This window comes from Streptomyces sp. NPDC029216 (assembly GCF_040648015.1).
Lineage (GTDB): Bacteria > Actinomycetota > Actinomycetes > Streptomycetales > Streptomycetaceae > Streptomyces.
The window spans coordinates 1-18,429 of sequence record NZ_JBEZWL010000145.1; the positions used below are offsets into that span (position 1 = coordinate 1).

18 protein-coding genes are annotated in these 18,429 nt (G+C 74.5%); 13 read left to right on the plus strand and 5 right to left on the minus strand.

The features are described from left to right. Positions 1-390: 390 nt before the first annotated feature. The 9 genes from AB0F18_RS32530 (at position 391) to AB0F18_RS32570 (ending at position 11,793) form a co-directional block, all read left to right on the plus strand. Entirely contained in the window at positions 391-2,526 is a 2,136-nt protein-coding gene (locus AB0F18_RS32530; protein ID WP_362067165.1) for a hypothetical protein, read from the plus strand. Positions 2,527-2,608: 82 nt separating this feature from the next. Then, positions 2,609-4,315 (plus strand): GT4 family glycosyltransferase PelF, encoded by a 1,707-nt coding sequence (pelF, locus tag AB0F18_RS32535; protein WP_362067167.1) that lies wholly within the window; start codon positions 2,609-2,611, stop codon positions 4,313-4,315. Continuing rightward, positions 4,312-5,718, plus strand: coding sequence for a hypothetical protein (locus AB0F18_RS32540; protein ID WP_362067169.1), 1,407 nt, complete (start codon positions 4,312-4,314; stop codon positions 5,716-5,718). The genes pelF and AB0F18_RS32540 overlap by 4 nt, the downstream gene beginning before the upstream one ends. A 64-nt stretch (positions 5,719-5,782) precedes the next feature. After that, entirely contained in the window at positions 5,783-6,784 is a 1,002-nt protein-coding gene (locus AB0F18_RS32545; RefSeq protein ID WP_362067171.1) for a GDP-mannose 4,6-dehydratase, read from the plus strand. A 77-nt stretch (positions 6,785-6,861) separates the two neighbouring features. Then, positions 6,862-7,575: a sugar phosphate nucleotidyltransferase gene (locus AB0F18_RS32550; RefSeq protein ID WP_362067172.1), complete on the plus strand. Its 714-nt coding sequence runs from the start codon at positions 6,862-6,864 to the stop codon at positions 7,573-7,575. A 7-nt stretch (positions 7,576-7,582) separates the two neighbouring features. Beyond that, positions 7,583-8,491: an NAD-dependent epimerase/dehydratase family protein gene (locus AB0F18_RS32555; protein WP_362067174.1), complete on the plus strand. Its 909-nt coding sequence runs from the start codon at positions 7,583-7,585 to the stop codon at positions 8,489-8,491. Further along, positions 8,488-9,150 carry a spherulation-specific family 4 protein gene (locus AB0F18_RS32560; RefSeq protein ID WP_362067176.1) on the plus strand — a complete coding sequence of 221 codons (663 nt, stop codon included), beginning with the start codon at positions 8,488-8,490 and terminating at the stop codon, positions 9,148-9,150. The genes AB0F18_RS32555 and AB0F18_RS32560 overlap by 4 nt, the downstream gene beginning before the upstream one ends. After that, positions 9,147-10,055 carry an endo alpha-1,4 polygalactosaminidase gene (locus AB0F18_RS32565; protein WP_362067178.1) on the plus strand — a complete coding sequence of 303 codons (909 nt, stop codon included), beginning with the start codon at positions 9,147-9,149 and terminating at the stop codon, positions 10,053-10,055. The genes AB0F18_RS32560 and AB0F18_RS32565 overlap by 4 nt, the downstream gene beginning before the upstream one ends. Before the next feature lie 109 nt (positions 10,056-10,164). Beyond that, on the plus strand, positions 10,165-11,793 hold the full coding sequence (locus AB0F18_RS32570) for an NAD(P)/FAD-dependent oxidoreductase (RefSeq protein WP_362067180.1): 1,629 nt from the start codon (positions 10,165-10,167) through the stop codon (positions 11,791-11,793). 25 nt (positions 11,794-11,818) lie between these two features. Here the strand turns inward: AB0F18_RS32570 and AB0F18_RS32575 are convergent, their stop codons facing one another. Together AB0F18_RS32575 and AB0F18_RS32580 are read right to left on the minus strand one after the other, a co-directional pair. Continuing rightward, a complete protein-coding gene (locus AB0F18_RS32575) occupies positions 11,819-13,081 on the minus strand; it encodes a PP2C family protein-serine/threonine phosphatase (RefSeq protein ID WP_362067182.1) in 1,263 nt (420 codons plus the stop codon). A 16-nt stretch (positions 13,082-13,097) separates the two neighbouring features. After that, the gene (locus AB0F18_RS32580; RefSeq protein WP_362067184.1) at positions 13,098-14,021 is read right to left on the minus strand and encodes a Rieske 2Fe-2S domain-containing protein; all 924 of its coding nucleotides are present in this window, start codon (positions 14,019-14,021) and stop codon (positions 13,098-13,100) included. A gap of 123 nt (positions 14,022-14,144) precedes the next feature. Here AB0F18_RS32580 and AB0F18_RS32585 point away from each other — a divergent pair, with 123 nt between their 5' ends. Next, a complete protein-coding gene (locus AB0F18_RS32585; protein WP_362067186.1) occupies positions 14,145-14,642 on the plus strand; it encodes a flavin reductase family protein in 498 nt (165 codons plus the stop codon). Positions 14,643-14,759: 117 nt separating this feature from the next. Here the strand turns inward: AB0F18_RS32585 and AB0F18_RS32590 are convergent, their stop codons facing one another. From AB0F18_RS32590 to AB0F18_RS32600, 3 genes are all read right to left on the minus strand, one after another. After that, entirely contained in the window at positions 14,760-14,990 is a 231-nt protein-coding gene (locus AB0F18_RS32590; protein WP_362067188.1) for a DUF6480 family protein, read from the minus strand. A gap of 156 nt (positions 14,991-15,146) precedes the next feature. Then, complete coding sequence (locus AB0F18_RS32595; RefSeq protein ID WP_362067189.1) at positions 15,147-15,668, minus strand: DUF5709 domain-containing protein; 522 nt, start codon at positions 15,666-15,668, stop codon at positions 15,147-15,149. Then, positions 15,665-15,847 carry a hypothetical protein gene (locus AB0F18_RS32600; RefSeq protein WP_362067191.1) on the minus strand — a complete coding sequence of 61 codons (183 nt, stop codon included), beginning with the start codon at positions 15,845-15,847 and terminating at the stop codon, positions 15,665-15,667. The genes AB0F18_RS32595 and AB0F18_RS32600 overlap by 4 nt, the downstream gene beginning before the upstream one ends. A gap of 162 nt (positions 15,848-16,009) precedes the next feature. Here AB0F18_RS32600 and AB0F18_RS32605 point away from each other — a divergent pair, with 162 nt between their 5' ends. The 3 genes from AB0F18_RS32605 (at position 16,010) to AB0F18_RS32615 (ending at position 18,387) form a co-directional block, all read left to right on the plus strand. Further along, positions 16,010-16,333: a plasmid stabilization protein gene (locus AB0F18_RS32605; RefSeq protein WP_362067193.1), complete on the plus strand. Its 324-nt coding sequence runs from the start codon at positions 16,010-16,012 to the stop codon at positions 16,331-16,333. Between the two features lie 111 nt (positions 16,334-16,444). Beyond that, complete coding sequence (locus tag AB0F18_RS32610; protein WP_362067195.1) at positions 16,445-16,975, plus strand: DUF4142 domain-containing protein; 531 nt, start codon at positions 16,445-16,447, stop codon at positions 16,973-16,975. A 359-nt stretch (positions 16,976-17,334) separates the two neighbouring features. After that, positions 17,335-18,387, plus strand: a complete 1,053-nt coding sequence (locus AB0F18_RS32615) for a M4 family metallopeptidase (RefSeq protein WP_362067197.1) — start codon at positions 17,335-17,337, stop codon at positions 18,385-18,387. The last annotated feature ends 42 nt before the right edge of the window (positions 18,388-18,429 follow it).

An 18,429-nucleotide genomic window follows, 5' to 3' on the forward strand; every position in this document is an offset into this window, starting at 1 on the left:
GGAGGACGCCACGGGCGGCACCCCCCCCCCCCCCCCGCTTTGTGGTCGCCCACGTGTGGTGCGGCGGCCCCGGGGCCCCCCCGGCCGGGCGACGCCCCGTCCGGCCCCGGACCGGCACTCACGGGCGGCGAACCCGTCCGGCCGCCGGGCCCCGGAAGGGGCGGGAAGGGGCAGCTGAGGACAACTCGGCCCGCATCGGGGATAGTTGGTCGCCTGCGTTTTTCCGTCGGTTTTCGCAACACCCCCACGAAAGCTACACAGAGGCACCAACATGTGACGCGACGAAAGCGTCGACGACCGGTCTCTGAGGGGGACGCCGGCGTCACGCCAGGGGGTGTCCGCCACGTGCGCGCCGCGCTCACCCCTGCCCGGGGAGGGGACTTTCACCGCATGAAGCGACGCATACGCACGGCCGTCTTATCGGTGGGCGCGCTCATCGCAGCCGCCGCACTGCCGGCCGGAACCGCGCACGCCGACCCCACCACGCCCCGCGTGGACCTGCGGGTCCTGGTCGTGACCGACGGCGGCCCGGCCGTCCAGGCCGTCACCGCCGAACTGGACTCCGCGGGGACGCCGTACACGCAGGTCGACCTCACGCGGTCGGACCGGCCCGTGATCGACCCGGCCTTCCTCGCCGACACCGTCGGCGGCCGGCCCCGCGCGAAGTTCCAGGCGGTGGTCCTGCCCAACGACAACCCGTTCGCTGCGGGCTCCTCCGAGATGGCCGCCCTCGCCGCCTACGAGCAGGCGTACGCGATACCCCAGGTCGACGCCTACACCTACGCGCGCCCCCAGGTCGGCCTCCAGTACTTCGTCCCCGGCGGCTACGCGGGCAGCGTCGACGGCGCCCAGGCGGGGATCACCCCCGCCGGCCGCTCCGGCCCCTTCGGCTACCTTCGGGGAACCGTCCCCTTCGAGGACAACTCGCCCACCGTCGGCGAGAGTTACGCCTACCTTTCGCAGCCCGCACCCGGCGCGGACTTCACCACGTACGTCGACGCGCCCATCCCGGGCAGCACGCGACGCGGCTCGCTCGTCGGCGAGTACCGGCACGACGGACGGCGCGAACTCGTCGTGACCTTCGTCTACAACCGCTACCAGCAGCAGTACCGGCTGCTGGCCCGCGGCATCGTCGAGTGGATGACCGGCGGCGTCCACCTGGGCGCCTCCCGCAACTACTTCTCCGTCCACGTCGACGACGTCTTCGCCGCCGACGACCGCTGGGACACCCGGCTCGACTGCACCCCCGGAGACGTCGACTGCGCCGGCGGCGGAGGGACGCCCCACCCCATCCGCATGACCGCAGACGACGCCGAGTACGCCAAGAACTGGCAGACGGGCCGCAATTTCACCCTCGACATGGTCTACAACGGCGCCGGCAGCCTCGACCAGCGCGAGGACAACAACGGAGTCGACCTGCTGTCCGACAAGCTCCAGGCCGACCGCGACTGGTTCCGCTGGATCAACCACACCTACACGCACGCCTTCCTGGGCTGCGAACAGGACGTCAGCGTGGTCCCGTGGCGGTGCGCCACCAACCCCGACCACAGCACGAAGTGGGTCAGCCGGACCGACATCGACAACGAGATCGTCCTCAACCGGCTCTGGGGCCAGAGCTTCGGCCTGCCCCTGCGGAACGACGAACTGGTCACCGGCGAGCACTCGGGCATGGCCGTCCTGCCCCAACAGCCGCAGGACAACCCGAACCTGGCGCCCTCCCTGACCGGAAACGGCATCACATGGGTCGCCTCCGACAACTCCCGGGACCCCGAACAGCGCCAGGTCGGCTCCGCCTCCACCGTCGCCCGCCACCCGATGAACGTCTACTACAACGTCGGCAACGCCGTCGAAGCGGTCGACGAGTACAACTGGATCTACACCTCCCGCGCCCAGGGCGGCAGCGGCATCTGCGAGGACCACGCGGACACCACCACCTGCCTGCCCGCACCTCTGGACACCGCCACCGGCTACGCCCAGAAGATCGTGCCGGCCGAGACCCGGACCGCACTCGGACACGTCCTCGCCAACGACCCGAAGCCGCACTTCATCCACCAGTCGAACCTGGCCGAGGAGCGCCTGGCCTACCCGGTCCTCAACGGGGTCATCGACGGCTACGACGCCCTGTTCGCCGCCGACACCCCGCTGATGAACGAGCGGATGAAGGACATCGGCACCGAACTCCGGCGCCGCGGCGCCTGGAAGAGCGCCGTCCAGGCCGGCCAGGTCAGCGCCTACCGCATCGGCTCCACCGTCACCGTCACCGCGCCGGCCGGGCTCGACGTCACCGCGACCCTCCCCTCCGGCACCCGGCTGGGCGGCGCCGCCTTCGGCACCCCCTACGCGGGACGCGCCTCCGGGTGGACCCCCTCGAACGGCAGCGCGCTCGACCTGACCCTGCCGTCGTCGACGCCCGCGGCGCCCTCCGCCCTGGCAGCGCCCCGGCCGGCACCCGCCACCGCACCCGCACCCGGTACGAGCGTCCCGGCCGGCGTGCGCGCGGGCGCGAAGGACACCGACCGGCGCTGAACCGGCGTCCGCCGGCCCGGGCCGCCCCCGCGCGGCCCGGCCCGGCCCGACCACCCCCACACACCGGCCGTGGAGCCCACCCATGCACGCTCACCACGGCGCGCGACGTCCCGGCGCGCCGCACGTCACCCTGCTCACCGAAGGCACCTATCCGCACAGTCACGGCGGGGTCAGCGTCTGGTGCGACCAGCTCGTCCAGGGCATGCCCGACATCGACTTCGACGTCATCGCCGTCACCGGCACCGGCCGGGAACCCCTGGTGTGGGACCTGCCGGGCCACGTCCTGGGAGTGAGGTCGGTGCCCATGTGGGGCGCACCCCCGGAAGGCCGGGCCCCCCGCGGCCGCGGCCACCGCAGGCTCTCCGGCGCCTACGAGCAGTTCCTCACCGCGCTGCTCGACCCCCGCGCCGAGGCCGGGTTCGCCCCCGCCCTCTCCACCATGGCGCGGGCCGCCTCCGACGGGGCCCTGAGCCCCTTCCTGCGCGGGGACCACGCCGTCGCGGTGCTCGCGGCGGTCTGGAACCGTCCGGGGCTCACCGTGCGCGAGGCCCGGCCGACCCTCCACGACGCCCTCACCGCGACCTCCCTGCTGGAACACGCGCTGCGCCCGCTGGCCGCCCCGCCCCCGGAGCACGGCGTGGCCCACGCGGTCAGCGGCGGTGTCGCCGTACTGCCCGGCCTGGCCGGACTGGAGCGGCACGGCGTCCCGCTGCTGCTCACCGAGCACGGCGTCTACCTGCGCGAACGCTACCTCGGGTACCGCACGGCCCCCTACCGCTGGCCGGTCAAGGCCGTCGTCCTGGGCTTCTTCCGGCTGCTGGCCGAGGAGAGCTACCGGCGGGCCGCCCTGATCACCCCCGGCAACCGCTACAACCGGCTGTGGGAGGAACAGGGAGGCGCCGACCCGCAGGCCATCCGTACCGTCTACAACGGCGTCGACCCGGCGGCCTTCCCGCCCGCCGGACCCGAGCCGGACGCGCCGACCCTCAGCTGGGCCGGCCGCGTCGACCCGATCAAGGACCTGGAGACCCTGATCCGGGCCTTCGCCCTGGTCCGCGAACGCGTCCCCGAGGCCCGGCTGCGCCTGTTCGGCGGGACGCCGCGCGGCGGCGAGGCCTACCGCGAGCGGTGCGAGGCACTGGCCCGCGACCTCGGGCACGCGGACGCCGTGACCTTCGAGGGCCGGGTGGACGACATCAAGGACGCCTACGCCGCGGGGAACGCCGTCATGCTCTCCAGCATCAGCGAGGGCTTCCCGTTCACCCTCATCGAGGCCATGTCCTGCGGACGGGCGACCGTGTCCACCGACGTGGGCGGGGTCCGGGAGGCCGTCGGCGACACCGGACTCGTGGTGCCGCCGCGCGATCCGGCGGCCATGGCCGCGGCGGCCCTGGAACTGCTGGGCGACCCCGGGCGGCGCGCCGCGATGGGCGAGGCGGCCCGGCTGCGGGTCATCGAGCAGTTCACCCTGCGCCAGACCATCGACACCTTCCGCTCCATCTACCTGGAACTGCCCCGGCTCGGCCGCACCCCGCTCACCGTACGCACCCCGGAGACCACGGCCGTCCCCACCCCGGTCCCCGCGGCGGGAACCGCGGCGCCCGGAGCCCCCGCGGACCGGGCCCCCGCCCCGGTGGTGCTCACGCCGGTGGCCGTCGCCGCCGGGCGGGCGCGCAGACGGGAACGGGCCCGCCCGCCCGTCCCGAGCTGGGCCCGCACGGCCGACGGACAGGCGGACCGCGAGGACGAGGCCTCCGCGGTCACCGGCACGGGGAGCCTCGCCGGATGAGCGGGCCGATGTCACTCGAACCCGGCGCGGCGCACCAGGACACGCTGGCGCTGCGCCTGGCCGACACCGCCGCGAGACCGCCGCGCCGGCCATGGGCCGAGACCCCGCTCGCCCCCGGACGGCCCGGCCCCGACGAGGCGGAGGTCAGCCGGCTCGCGGCCGAACTGGCCGACCGCGTCGGACCCGCCGTCCACCCCTACGAGGTCGCCGCCCTGCTGGAGGCGGAGGGCCTGTCGGCCGAGGTGATCCGGGAACGGTACGGACACCCGGACATCTTCTCCCTCGCCGCCGCGCTCTACGAGCGGGTGCCCCGGGTCTTCCCCGAGCCCGCCCGCGCCCCGGACCCCTGGCGCCCGGACACCCTGCGGTGCCTGCTGCGCGGGGTCCTCTTCGCCCTCCCGGGGCTGGCCTACCTGCTGACCGCACCACTGTGGAACCCCGGCCGGCACGCCGCCGGGCCCGTCGTCGCCGGAATCCTCTCCTGGGCGTGGGGCCAGGCCCTGGGACACCGCGCCTACCTGCGCATGGTGGCCGGGCGGCGGGAAGCGGGCCGGACCCTGCTGGTAGGGGCCCCGCTCGGAGCGGCCGCCGCCACGGCGGCGGGCGCCGCGGCCGCCGGGGGCGGCCCCGCGACCTGGGCGGTGGCCGCGCAGTCGCTCTACCTGGGCGCCGCCGGGATCCTGCTGGTGCTGGGCCGCGAACGGCTGCTGCTGCTCGCGCTCACCCCGCTGATCGCCGGGACCGCCGTCCTGCCGTGGTGGGAGCCGGGGCCCTGGCTCCGCGCCGGGCTCCCGGCACTGGCCCTCCTCGCGACGCTGGCAGCGGTCGCCCGGGTGCTGCGCGACGCGTACGCCGCCCCCGCCGCCCCCGACGGGGGAGCCCGGCCACCGCTGCGGCGGTCCCTCCCGTACGGGCTCTTCGGTCTGGCGGCGGCGGTCCTGGTGCTGCTGGAAGGGCGGGCCGAGCCGTACGCGGTCATCGCGCTGACCGTGAGCATGGGTCCGGCCGAATGGCTGCTGTACCGCTTCCGCGGCCTGTCCGTCACCGCACTCGGCTCGGCGTCGACGCCCGCGGGGTTCCTGCTGAGGTCCGCCGGGGTCCTGGCCCTCTGCCTGGCGGGATACCTGCTGCTCCTGCTGCCCGTCGCGCTGCTGACCGGCGCCGCCCCCGCCCCGCTGCTGCTGCTCGCCGCGACCCTGTGGACCGCGCTGCTGCTCCAGGCCTTCGGCGTCGCCTGGCCCCCGGCGGCGGTGTGCGCCCTGGCGGCGGCGGCCGCGGGCGCCGTCACCCTCCTCGGGCGGACGCCGGGACCGTCCGCCCTGACCCTGTCCTGCGGCCTCGCCGCACCGGGTCTCGTCGCCTGCACCCTCCGCGTCCTCGGACGCCCGGCCCGGCACGCCTGAAGACCGGCGGCCGGCCCGCCCCCAAGCCCGTACCCCTCTCCAACCCACCCGAAAGGTGCACCAGTTGACCTCCGCACCGCTCGCCGCCGTAACCGGAGCCGAAGGCTTCATCGGCTCCCACCTCACCGAGGCCCTCGTCGCCCGGGGCTACCGGGTCCGCGCCATGGCCCAGTACAACTCCTTCTCCTCCTACGGGTGGCTGGAGGCCCTGGCCCCCGACGTCCTCGACCAGGTGGAGATCGTTCTCGGCGACGTCCGCGACCCCGGGTCCGTGCGCGGCCTCCTCGAAGGCGCCGACGCCGCCTACCACCTGGCCGCGCTCATCGCGATCCCCTACTCCTACCGGGCACCGCACAGCTACGTCGACACCAACGTGACCGGCACCCTCAACGTGCTGGAGGCCGCCCGGGCCCTCGGCACCCCCCGGCTGGTGCACACCTCCACCAGTGAGACGTACGGCACCGCGCAGACCGTGCCGATCACCGAGGACCATCCGATCAACACCCAGTCCCCGTACGCCGCTTCGAAGGCCGGCGGCGACCGGCTCGCCGACAGCTACCACGCCAGCTTCGGGACCCCGGTGGTGACCCTGCGGCCGTTCAACACCTACGGACCGCGCCAGTCGATGCGCGCGGTGATCCCCACCGTCATCGGCCAGGTGGCGGCCGGGGAACGCGTCATAACCCTGGGCGACCTGCGGCCCACCCGCGACTTCAGCTTCGTCAAGGACACCGCCCGGGCGTTCCTCGCGGTCGGCACCGCATCCGCCGAGCAGGTCGTCGGGCGCACCTTCAACTCCGGTACCGGCGGCGAGATCTCGGTCGCGGACCTGGTCACCCTCATCGGCAAGGTCATGGACGTCCCGATCGAGGTCCGCGAGGACGGCGAACGACTGCGGCCGGCCGCCTCCGAGGTGATGCGCCTGGTCGCCGACGCGACCCGGCTCACCGCCGCCACCGGCTGGCGGCCCGCCCACACCCTGGAGGAAGGCCTCGCGCACACCGTCGAGTTCTTCCGCGACCCGGCCAACCTGGCCCGCTACAAGACCGGCATCTACAACATCTGACCGTCGGGCGCTCCGCCGACGTGCTCCACATCCCCCCACGTCACTCACCGTCCCCCATCCAACCCGAGGAGAGACCCATGTACGCAGTGATCCTGGCGGGCGGCAAAGGCGTCCGGCTCCGGCCCTACACCACGGCTCTGCCCAAGCCGCTCGTGCCCATCGGCGACGAGCACGCGATCCTGGAGATCGTGCTGCGCCAGCTGTCGACGGCCGGGTTCACCCGGTGCACCATCGCCATCGGTCACCTGGGCGAGATCATCCGGGCCTACGTCGGCGACGGATCCCAGTGGGGCATGAGCATCGACTACGCCACGGAGGAGAGCCCCCTCGGCACCATGGGCCCCCTGCTCAACCTGCGCGACCGCCTCCCCGAGCACTTCCTCGTGATGAACGGCGACGTGCTCACCGACCTCGACTACGCCGACGTGCTGCGCTGCCACGAGGAGTCGGGGGCGCCGCTGACCATCGCGACGTACCCGCGCAAGGTGCACATCGACTTCGGGGTGCTGACCACCGACGCCAGCCGGGTGGTCGGCTTCACCGAGAAGCCCAGCATGGACTACCACGTGTCCATGGGGGTGTACGGTCTCAGCCGGTCCACCCTCGACCACTACACACCGGGCCTGCCCCTCGGATTCGACGAGCTGGTCCTCGACCTGCTGGACGGTCAGAACCTGCCCCAGTCCTACGCGTTCGACGGCTACTGGCTCGACATCGGACGCCCCGACGACTACGACCGGGCCAACGCCGAGTTCACCAGCCGCAAGTCCCTGCTGCTCAAGGGAGCCTGAGCACCCCATGCGCATTCTCGTCCTGGGCCGGACCGGCTACCTGGGCGCCCATGTCGCCGACCGCCTGCGCGCCCTCCCGGGCGCGCGGGTGTTCGACGGCGGCCGCTCGCCCGAGGCCGCCTACGGCATCGACCTCGCGGCCGACCGGCCGGAGCGGCTGGCGGGCGTCCTGGCCGCGGCCGCCCCCGACGCGGTGGTCAACTGCGCGGGCGCGACCGGCGGGGACGCCGTCACGCTCGCCGAGGTCAACGCCCGCGGCCCCGCCGTACTGTGCGCCGCGCTGCGGGAGGCGGCGCCCAAGGCCCGTCTGGTGCACCTCGGTTCGGCGGCCGAGTACGGGCCCGGCGAACCCGGAGCCCCCGTCACCGAATCGTCCGCCACCCGCCCGGTCGGCCCGTACGGCGCCACGAAGCTGGCCGGCACGGTCGCCGTGGCGGCCTCCGGGCTGGACGGCGTGGTCCTGCGGGTGGGGAACCCGGTGGGGCCCGGCGCCCCACCGAGCGGGCTGCCGGGGCGGATCGCCGCACTGCTGCGGGAGGCCGGCCCGGACCCGGAGGCGGTGCTGCGGCTGGGCGACCTGTCCGCCCACCGCGACTTCGTGGACGTCCGCGACGTGGCCCACGCGGTGGCGCTCGCCGTCACCGCCCCCGCCCCGCTGCCGCCCGTCCTGAACATCGGCTCCGGCCGGGCCGTCCCCGTCCGCGAGCTGGTGCGGCTCCTGGCCGGCCGGGCCGGCTTCCGGGGGCGGATCGAGGAGGAGGCGGCCGGGTCGTCCCGTTCCGCCCAGGTGTCGTGGCAGTGCTCCGACATCACCGCCGCCGCGGAGGCCCTCGGCTGGCGCCCGCTCCACGGTCTCGGGGACGCACTCGCCGCGCTGTGGGCGGCGACCGCCCCGGGGGGAACCCGGACACCATGACCCTGCTCGTTCCGCTGTACGTCCACCCCGCCGAGGACCCGGGGGCCTGGCACCGGCTCATCACCGGAGCCGCCGGCACCTACGGGGTCGTCCTCAACCCGGCCGACGGGCCGGGCGAGCGCCCCGACCCGGCGTTCGCCGCCGCGGCCGCCGCGCTGCGGACGGCCGGAGCCCGCCTCCTCGGCTACGTGGACACGTTCTACGGGGCGCGCGGCCAGATCGAGGTCGTCCACGAGATGTGCCGCTACCAGGAGTGGTACGCGGTCGACGGCTGCTTCCTCGACCGGATGGCCCCCACCCGGCAGGAGCTGCCCGGAGCCCGCCGGCTGATCCGCTCGCTGCGCCGGCTGGGCGCGCAGCCCGTGGTGCTGAACCCGGGAGTCCATCCCGTGGCCGGATACGTGCGCCTCGCCGACCTGACCGTCACCTTCGAAGGACACTGGTCCACGTACGTCTCCTCCTTCACCAGACCCGCCTGGACGGCGCGGCACGCCCCCGAACGGTTCTGCCACCTCGTCTACGGGGTGCCCGAGGCCCTGGTCCCGCTGGCCGTGCGCACCGCCCGCGAACGAGGGGCGGCGGTGTCCGGGCCGGTGACGGGCGAACTCCCCAACCCCTGGAAGCAGTTGACCCCCGCACTCACCGGGACGGAACCATGAGCCCCACCCCGCCCGCCCGCCCCTCGCCTGCCCGCCCCCGCCTGCCGCTCCGCCTCGCGCTGCCGGCCGTCCTGACGGCGCTGGTCCTGACGGGCTGCTCCAGCACCGACGAGGACGACGACGCCGCACCGGCCCCTTCCGGCAGCCCGTCGCCGCCCGCCGGCGGCGGCCAGGCCTCCCCTCCCGCCCCCGACGGCCGGACGAAGCCGCGCTGGACACCGCAGCCCGGTCTGGCCTGGCAGTGGCAGCTCGACGGGAAGCCCGATCCCTCGGTCGACGTGCCCGTGTACGACATCGACGGGTTCGAGAACTCGGCGGCCGACGTGGCCCGGCTGCACCGGGACGGGCGCAAGGTGATCTGCTACGTCAACGTCGGGGCCTGGGAGGACTTCCGGCCCGACCGGGACGCCTTCCCCACCACGCTGTTCGGGAAGCCCAACGGCTGGCGGGGCGAACGCTGGCTGGACATCCGCCGTATCGACCAGCTCCGCCCGATCATGGAACGGCGCTTCGACATGTGCCGGGACAAGGGCTTCGACGCGGTGGAACCCGATCTGGTGGAGGCGTACGGCAACGACACCGGCTTCCCGCTGACGGCGGAGCACCAGCTCGCGTACAACCGCATGATCGCCGCCATCGCGCACGCGCGCGGGCTGTCGGTGGGCCTCAAGAACGACCTGCCGCAGATCCCCCAGCTCGAAGACTCGTTCGACTTCGCGGTCAACGAGGAGTGCGCCCAGTTCGGCGAGTGCGAGGCGCTGAGCCCCTTCATCACGGCGGGCAAGGCGGTCTTCCACGTCGAATACAAGGGGTCGACCTCGGGCTTCTGCCCCGAGGCACGCCGGCTCAAGCTGTCCTCGATGCTCAAGAACAAGGAACTGGACACCTGGCGCAAACCCTGCTGACCGGGCAGCCCCCTCCGCCGTCCCCGCGCCACGCAATGATCTCCGGCTCGTTGATCAGTCGGGCAGCCCACCGATCCGGGCCCCGACCGACGCACCAGGAGGACCTTTCATGGCCGAGACCGCGCTGCCGGTGATCCTTCTCGCGGATCCCGATCCGCTCCGCCGCCACGAGACAGCCGAGCTGGTACAGCGCTGGTACCGGGCGTCCTTCCGCGTCCTGCAGGTCGGCGGGCTGCCCGAGGCGGAGCGGGTGCTCCACTCGCTGGCCGGACGGAACGTGCCCGTCTCCACGGTGGTCACCGACGAGGACCCCACGCCGTACCTCGAACGCCACCCGGCCACACGCTGGTTGCTCCTCACCCAGGGCGGCTCCGCGCCCTCCGGCCCGTCCGTCCCGGTCGTCGACCGGACGCCCGAGACAGCCGCGGACGGCGCCGGTACGGGCCTCGCCGAGCGGCTGCGGGCCGCCCTCGACGACTCCCTCTGCGCGTGGAACGCCGAACGCCGCGGCGACCTGCCCACCGCCGAGGTGCGCGGCCACCGCTTCTCGCCGGCCGCCTACGAGATCCGGGACTTCCTCGGCCGCAGCGACGTCCTGTTCCGGTGGGTGCCGCAAGAGGAGCGCGGGGACGCCCCCGTGACCGTCCGGCTCGGCGACGGCACCGAGCTCGTCGACCCCTCGATCAGCGAACTCGCCGACCGGCTCGGCCTCATCCGGCCCGCCGAGCACGAGCGCTACGACGTCGCCGTCATCGGCGGCGGCCCCGGCGGGCTCTCCACGGCCGTGTACGCCGCCGCCGAGGGCATGAGCGTGGTCGTCATCGAGGACGACGCACCCGGCGGCCAGGCCGGATCCACGTCCAGGATCGAGAACTACCTGGGCTTCCCCGTCGGCCTCACCGGCGGCGACCTCGCACAGCGCGCCCTCCAGCAGGCCCGCCGGGTCCGCGTCGAATGGCAGCCCACCCGGGTGGCGACCAGGCTGATCCCCACCCAGTCCGGGGACCACACCGTCGAGTTCGTCAAGGCGGGCACCGCCGAGACCGCCTCGGTCTCGGCGGCCGCCGTGGTGGTGGCCACGGGCGTCGAATGGAACCGCCTGGCCAGCCCGGGCATCGACCGGCTGCTCAACTCGGGCGTGTACTACGGAGCTTCCCTCTCCGACGCCCCCTCGACCGCCGGCGAGGACGTCTACATGGTCGGCGCGGGCAACTCCGCCGGCCAGGCCGCCCTCTACTTCGCCCGCTACGCCCGCTCCGTCACCCTCGTCGTCCGGGGCACCGACCTCGGCGCCTCCATGTCGAACTACCTGGTCCAGCGCATCGAGCGGACGCTGGGCCTGAACGTGCTGCTCGGCACCGAGGTGGCCGAATGCCTCGGCGAGACCACCCTCACCGGCCTCCGCCTGCGCGAACGCACCGGAGCGGAACGCACCGTCCCCGCCCAGTGCCTGTACGTCCTGATCGGCGGCCGCCCGTCGACGGACTGGCTCGACGGCGCCCTGGAGCTCGACGACCGCGGCTACGTCCTCACCGGCACCGGCGGCGTGGGCCGCGACGCCCTCCCGATGGAGACCAGCCTGCCCGGGGTCTTCGCGGTCGGCGACGTACGGTCGGGCTCGGTCAAGAGGGTCGGCGCCGCGGTCGGCGAGGGCGCCGCGGTGGCCCACTGCCTGATCGAATACCGCCGCCGGCACTCCGGACGCTTCCGGGACGTCGGCGCCGTCGGCGGGTTCTGAACGCCTCGGGAGCCCCACGTCTCCGCTAGGGCGTGGGGTGCCATTCGGTCAGCAGGATCGTCGCGTCGTCGTACAGGCGCTGGTCCTGGTGGGTGAGGAGGTCCAGGACCAGCCGGCGCAGGGCCTCCGGGGCGGTGGCGCCCGAGGCCATGGAGCGGATGACGGTGTCGGCCAGCCGGGCCTCGCCGAACAGGTCGCCCGCCGCGGAGCGCGCCTCGGTGACGCCGTCGCTGTAGACGAGGACCCGGTCGCGGGGCTGGAGGCGCACCCGGTGCGGCGGGGGAGGGGCCTCGGCGTGGAAGCCCAGGCCGAAGGGCAGCTGCGCCCGGCGCTCCAGGGCCGCCGGTACGACGTGGCCGTCCCGGATCAGCAGGGGCGGCGGGTGGCCGCAGTTGATCCAGGTGAACTCCCCGTGATGGGTGTCCAGCCGGGCCAGGATGCCGGTCATCAGCCGGTCCGGGACCCATTTCTGGAGCGTCCGCTCGATGGTCGTGGCGATGTCCGCCAGCGTGCCGCCCGACCGGCGGGTGGAGCGGCACGCGGCCAGCCCCGCGGCGCTGGCGCCCCCGGACGCCAGGTCGTGTCCCATGGCGTCCAGCAGCGTCAGGTGCAGCAGGCCGTCGCTGAAGTTGTGGTCGAAGGCGTCGCCGCCGATGTCGTACGCCGGTTCCAGCAGGGCGGTGGAGGTCGCCTGGCTGGTGCCGATCGTCCGCGGCGGCAGGAACGCCCACACCAGTTCCGCCTGGAGCGTCATGGGCCGGCTGCGGCCCCTGACCACCAGGAGGTCGTTGTGGGTGGACTTGGAGACGACGACCAGGGTCGCCAGGGCCGCCAGGGTCCGGCACGTCTGCACGTCCCGCTGGTCCAGGGCCGGCCCGGTCGCCTGCAGGACCCCGACGCGCTCGACCCCGTCGACCATCGGCACCCATGCGGTGCCGCGGTCGCGCGACACCTGGACCTGCTGGCCGCGGTAGGCCAGACCGGCCAGCGAACCGTCGATGTCGAGCGCCTCCACCCGCTCGTCGGCCTCCGCGGCCTCCCGCGTCCCCGGACGGTCGGCGGCGAGCTGGGGCAGGGCCACGAGCCGTACCTGCTGGAGGTCGGCCAGGTACAGGTGCGTCCCGCCCAGGCCCAGCCGCCGCGCCGCCGCGTCGATCAGCGCGGGTACCTGGCGTGCCGAGGCGTCGTGCGAGCGCTCCAGCACCCATGCCAGCACGGCGCCCGTCCGGTCGGCGGCCACCGTTCTCACCCCGCCGTCCGGGTGCGGCCCGGTGCCGTACGGCTGCACATGCGCGGCCTCCCTGTCAGGCCGCCGCCCGTTCCCCCGCGCGGCGGTGCGGCCGGCGGCCGCGGATCAGCCGGGCCTCGACGCGGCCCGCGACGACACGGGTCTCGAAGGCCGGCTGCGGGGCCGTGGCCGGCCCCTCGACGTTCCAGCCGTCCGACAGCCGGAACAGGCTGCGGTGCCAGGGGCAGCGGACGCAGCCGTCCTCGATCTCCCCCTCCGACAGCGGGCCGCCCATGTGGGAGCAGCGGTCGGCCAGCGCGCGGACGGTCCCGTCGGCCTCGCGGACGACGAGGACGTCCACCCCGTCGACGCGGGCGAGGGAGGCCCGGCCCACCGGGAAGGCGGCCGCGCTCCCCAGGTGGTGCCACCCGTCCCGGACCTGGTGCCCGACCTGTTCGGCGTGGTTGGCGCCGGCCGCCTGCCGGTAGGCCAGATGGCCGCCGAGCGCGCCCGCCGCGCCCACCGTGGCGAGCCCGGCCATGGCCAGCGCCCGGCCGCGCCGGTCCCGGCCGTGGACCCGGGCGCGGAGGGAGGCGGCGTAGAGGGCGACCCCGGCGGTGTTGGCGAGGGCGTGGACGAGGCCGGTACGGGCCTGCTCGGGCGGCAGCTCCGCCCAGTCCGCCCACCCGGCCGCCGCGGCCGGCGCCGCCGCGGCCAGGCCGATCCCGACCAGGACGGGGGCGGCGGCGCGCCGCCGCTCGGGGAGCAGGTCCAGGACGGCGGCCGAGAGCCAGGTCCCGATCGGCACCTGGACGAGCACGGGATGGGCCGGATGCCCCAGGGGGCGGCCGTGGAGCAGGTCGCGCGCCGGGCCGAGCGGCAGCGCCCGGACGGCCTTGCGGAGGCCGTCGATCAGGGCGTCGGCCTGTGGGGCCGCTTCGATCCGCTCGACCGCCGTGAGCAGCGGGCCCGGGCCTGATGTCATACGGTGCGTGTCCATGGGGCGGCGTCTACCCGGGCTGCCGGAAGCCATGTGCGCTCCCGCCCGGCGGCCGGTGCATGGCCGGCCGTGCGGCGGGGCAGGGGCGTGCCGGGACCCAGGACAGACGCCAGGGAGAGCCACATGCCGGAAGAACCGGACCTCGGTGCCTTCGCCGTCGCGCAGGACGGCCCGCTCTACGTGGTCACGGCGGCCGCCGCCGGGCTGCGGGCCGGCTGCCTCGTCGGGTTCGCCTCGCAGTGCTCGATCGATCCCCCGCGCTTCGTGGTGTGGCTGTCGGTCGCGAACCACACGTACGGGGTCGCGCGCCGCGCCCGCTACCTCACCGTGCACCTGCTGCGCCGCGACCAGGAGGCGCTGGCGCGGCTCTTCGGCGGCCGGACCGGGGACCGCACCGACAAGTTCGCCCGGATCGGCTGGCGGCCCGGCCGGGGCGGCTGCCCCGTGCTGGAGGGCGTGGCGGACTGGTTCACCGGCCGGATCGAGGCCATCGTCGTCGGCGGCGACCACGAGGGGTTCCTCCTCGTGCCGGTGGAGAAGGCGCCCGAGGCCCCCGGGCCCGCCGCCGAGCCGCTCCGCTACGGCGACGTACGGGACCTGGAGGCGGGGCACCCGGCCTGAGCGCCGGGCCTCAGCCCCGCCGGACGGCCTCCCGGCGGCTGCCGGTACCGGGCGTGCGGGCGGAGGCCAGGGCGCGAGGTCGAGGCTGAGGCCCGCGGGACAGGCGTCAAGAGCGCGTCACAGGGCGAGCACGATCCCGTACGCGAGGAAGAACAGCGCCACGAGGACCGCCAGGAGCACGATGAGCACGAGCGGTCCCCTGGACCAGCCGCGCTTGAGCGGCCGGTGGGGTCCGGCTCCGGAGGCGGTGCTCGCCTCTGCGGGAGGGGTCTCTCCGGGCGGCACCGAGCCGCCCGCTTCCAGACCGGTGGTGTTGCGGGGATCGGGGTCGGGGGTGTTGGTACTCATGTCCGGCGTGTCCCCACAATCGCGCCGGGCATGCCCGGCGTGCGGGGCCACGGGGCGGGGCAGGGCACCCGGCTGTACGAGAGCGAGCGCGCGCGTCGGCTGCCCGGCGTGCGGGTACGGCCCGCCGACGTGGCCGTACGGGACGTGCCGCGTGCGTCAGGTCTCGTCCTGCGGCTCCTCCTCGACCACGTGCACGGCCGCCTCCTCGGCGGAGGCCGCCCCGCCGTTGACGCCGGTGTCGTGCGCCAGCACGGAGATGTGCCGCACCGTCGGCCCTTCCTCGGCCGGGGCCATCCGGCCCGCCCGCTCGCGGCCCGCCGTGGACGCGTCCCCGTGCGGATCGCCGGTCATGTCCTCGCTCTCGCTCGGGCCCCGGTCCTCCCCGGCCAGGTCGTCCCCCGGAGCGGTCTCGGAGCCGAGGCCCGCGTCGGCGCCGTCCGGCTCCGGCTCCTCCTGCGCGAGCCGCTGGTCGAGCGTCTCCCCGGACCGCTGCTCCGCGGCCGTCGTGCCGTGCCGGGTGGCCGCGAGGGGCCGGTCGGGCGGCGAGTAGCCGGTGTCCAGGGTCCGGTCCAGGTCCGGTTCGTCCAGGGCGTTCTCCATGTCCGGCTGGGATTCCCCGGGCTCCGCGTCGTCCCGGGGCTGGTACACCTCGTCCCCCCGGGCTTCGCTCTCGCTCATGGCCGTCGGCTCCTCTCCGGCGCGTTCTCGCCGTCGTGTCCGCGTCCGGCGGGGCGGCCGGCCTCGAACAGGTTGAGCAGCCGGCCCATGACCTCGTCGAAGTCCTCCCATGGGGTGGCCGGTTCCGTGACGGCCCGGCGGATGGTGCCGTCCGGGTGACTGCTTCCTTGCGCAGGCATGACGACCTCCTCTCGGTCGCGCGCGTCTTCCCCGGATCCGCGGGCTCATGCCGCCCGGAAGGTGTCCGCCGGCCGCCCATGAGTGCGGCCGGACGGGGTAGGCGCCGCATACGGCCGGCACCGGCCGGCCCGTCCCTCCGAGGAACGGAAAAGGAGAAGGTCATGCCCCGTGGCTCCTCCCCGAAGCGGGAACGTCAGTACGAGCACATCAAGGAATCGGCGCTCGACCGCGGCGAGTCCACGAAGCGGGCCGAGGAGATCGCCGCCCGCACGGTGAACAAGGAACGCGCGCGCTCCGGCGAGTCGAAGACGGCGAGCCGGTCTTCCACCCAGGACATGTCCTCGTCCAAGCGTGGCGGACAGCGCTCGCACAGCGGCTCCGAGGGGCCGACGAAGGAACAGCTCTACAACGAGGCGAAGAAGCGGAACATCAAGGGCCGTTCCCAGATGGACAAGGCCGAACTGAAGGAGGCCCTCGGCCGCTGATCCTTCCCCCGGGCCCCGGACCGAGCCCGTTCGAACGGGCCGGCCGGGGCGCCCGCACCCGAAACCGGCCGGTCGCCGAGCCGGGCGCCGGCCGCTTCCCAGGAGGCCGGAATGCGCCACCACTCACGCTTCGCCATCGCGGCGGCCGTCGTCGCCGTGGCCATGGGCACGTTCGCACCGTCGGCCCTCGCGGACCGGCACGGCGGGAACGACGACCAGAAGTTCGTCGTGACGATCCACCAGGGCAACCTGGCCGAGATCGCCGCGGGTACGGACACGCAGATGAACGCGCAGGACAGCTGTGTCAAGGACGTCGGCCGCACCCTGGTCAGGGACCACACCAAGCTGGACACCGACGTCAAGGCGCTGGCGGAGAAGCTGGACATCTCCCTGCCCGCCACGCCCACCACCGACCAGCAGCAACAGCTCAGGGACATCCAGGACAAGGCCGGGTCGGGCGGTTACGACACGGCATGGCTGAAGGCCCAGGAGGAGTCCCACGCGGCCACCCTGAAGATGATCGACGAGGAGATCGAGGACGGTGGCGACGCCCAGGTGGTGGCGGCCGCCCAGAAGGCACGTCCCGTCGTCGAGATGCACCTCCACATGGTCCGCGGCGGCACCTGCCACGTCACGGGCTGACGGAGTCCGAGGGGGGGGCGGGCCGTGGAGCCGGGGCAGACGCGAAACGGGACCGCGGCGAGCGTCGTGATCTTCCCCCCGGTCCACGGCCCCCGCGGTCCTGCCCGGCCCCCCTCACCTCTCCCTGGGGCCGGGCTCCGCATTGCACGAAGACGACCGCCATGTTCACTCCTGGGCCCCCGCGGGTCGGCGCCCAGGTGCGCCTCGATACGCCACACGTCGCAGTGGAGAGACCGGATGATTTCCGGCGGAACGCACCTCTGTGCGTCCCGGGCCTGGTCAAACGGGGTCGGCGTGCGCAAGGATCACGGCCGCACCACGCATGCACCTCCCCTTACCCCCGTCCCAGGAGGATCTGTATGGCTCGCCGCATATCCCGCGGCCTCGTCGCCGCGGCCACCGCCACCGTGGCGCTGCTCACCGTCGCCGGCCCGGTCTCCGCCCAGTCGGCCGGTACCGGCGCGGCCGGCTCCGTGCCGCCCCGGGCCCGGATCTTCATGGTCAACCCCGTCCAGTCCTCCGGCGACCAGTCGCTGACCGACGGCAAGGACGGCCGGGCCGCGGTCCCCGCCTCCGCGTACGCCCTGGCCGCGCTGGGCAACCTCGACGGCAGCGGCTCCCTGTCCGGCAAGTGGGCCACCGTGCAGTCGGAGACCGGCGGCCCGGCGCGCGTCGCGGACGCCGGCACGTACAGCCGCGACGACGACCAGTTCGAACAGGTCATGGCGTACTTCTGGGTCGACGAGGCCCAGGAGTACCTGCAGAGCCTCGGCTTCGGCAGCGAGCTGCCCGGCGCCAACAACCGCCCGCAGCCCGTCCGGATCAACCAGTGGGGCGCCGACAACTCCTTCTTCACCGACAAGAAGGCCGAGATCCGCTTCGGCAAGGGCGGCGTGGACGACGCCGAGGACGCCGAGGTCATCGTCCACGAGTACGGCCACGCCGTGCACAACGCCCAGGTGCCCGGCTTCGGCACCTCGCCGGAGGCCGGCGCGATCGGCGAGGCGTTCGGCGACTTCCTGGCCGTCTCCGTCGGCGCGTACGCGGACGAGGAGTACGGCTGGCCGCGCAAGACCGACCTGGCCTGCGTCGCCGACTGGGACTCGGTCGAGTACAGCGCGGCGCCGCATTGCCTGCGCCGGATCGACGGGAACAAGGTCTACGCCGACCGCGTCGGCGAGGTCCACGCGGACGGCGAGATCTGGTCCCGGGCGCTGTTCGACATCCGGGGGGCGCTCGGCGCCCGCACGGCCGGCCGGATCATCGTGAACGCCCAGTTCGGCTTCCGGCCGGACACGAGCTTCCAGGACGCGGCCCTGACGACCGTCGCCACCGCGGAGCGCATGTACGGGGCGGACGCGGCGGCCGCCGTGCGCGCGGCCTTCCGGGCCCGGCAGATCCCCGGCGTGTAGCCGGTCGTCGAGGCGCGGCCCCGGGCCGGCGGCGCCTCGACG